Genomic DNA, 1,433 nt, shown 5'->3' with positions numbered 1-1,433 from the left:
CCGGCCGGCATCCGCTTGATCCCCGTCGTGCACGAGCAGGGCGCCGGTCACATGGCCGACGGTTACGCCCGCGTCTCGGGCCGCCATGGCGTGGTCATCGGCCAGAACGGCCCCGGCATCAGCAATTGCGTCACGGCCATCGCCGCCGCCTACTGGGCGCACACGCCGGTCGTCATCATTACGCCGGAGACCGGCACGATGAGCATGGGCCTGGGCGGCTTCCAGGAAGCGAACCAGCTGCCGATGTTCGAGGAATTCACCAAATACCAGGGCCACGTGACGAATCCGGCCCGCATGGCCGAATTCACGGGCCGCTGCTTCGACCGCGCCATGTCGGAAATGGGGCCGACGCAACTGAATATCCCGCGCGACTATTTCTATGGCGAAATCAAGGCCGAGATCCCGAAACCGAACCGCCTCGACCGCGGCGCCGGCGGCGAGCAAAGCCTGAACGATGCGGCCGAACTGCTGGCGCAAGCCAAGTTCCCCGTCATCATCTCGGGCGGCGGCGTCGTCATGGGCGACGCCATCGAGGAGTGCAAGGCCCTGGCCGAGCGCCTGGGCGCGCCGGTGGTCAACAGCTACCTGCATAACGACTCGTTCCCCGCCAGCCATCCGCTGTGGTGCGGCCCGCTGGGCTACCAGGGTTCCAAGGCGGCGATGAAACTGATCGCCCAGGCCGACGTCGTCGTGGCCTTGGGTTCGCGCCTGGGACCGTTCGGCACCCTGCCGCAGCACGGCATGGATTACTGGCCGAAGAACGCCAAGATCATCCAGATCGATGCCGACAACAAGATGCTGGGCCTGGTCAAGAAGATTTCGGTGGGCATCTGCGGCGACGCCAAGGCGGCCGCCAAGGCCATCCTGGCCCGCCTGGACGGCAAGACGCTCGATTGCGACGCCACGCGCGAAGAACGCTATGCCACCGTGCAGGCCGAGAAGGCGGCGTGGGAAGAGGAATTGACGAACTGGACGCATGAAAAGGATGCGTACAGCCTGGACATGATCGAAGAGCAGAAGAAAGAGCCGGGCAACTACCTGCACCCGCGCCAGGTCTTGCGCGAGCTGGAAAAAGCCATGCCGGAAGACGTGATGGTGTCGACCGACATCGGCAACATCAACTCGGTGGCGAACAGCTATCTGCGCTTCGAAAAGCCGCGCAGCTTCTTTGCGGCGATGAGCTTTGGCAACTGCGGCTATGCCTTCCCGACCATCATCGGCGCCAAGGTGGCCGCGCCGCACCGTCCGGCCGTGTCGTATGCGGGCGACGGCGCCTGGGGCATGAGCCTGATGGAAACGATGACCTGCGTGCGCCACAACATTCCCGTGACGGCCGTGGTGTTCCACAACCGCCAGTGGGGCGCGGAAAAGAAAAACCAGGTGGATTTCTACAACCGCCGCTTCGTCGCCGGCGAGCTCGACAACCAGAGCTT

Annotated in this window: 1 protein-coding gene; it reads left to right on the top strand. The window is 64.5% G+C overall.

The window, feature by feature from the left end:
* On the top strand, positions 1-1,433 hold a 1,433-nt coding region (xsc, locus tag AC1RDJ_RS28365; protein ID WP_493029452.1), incomplete at both ends, for a sulfoacetaldehyde acetyltransferase.

It is taken from the genome of Janthinobacterium sp. GW822-FHT07H10 (genome assembly GCF_058798675.1).
Note: the sequence above shows the minus strand (reverse complement) of the source record. Positions and strands in the feature narration are given on the sequence as shown.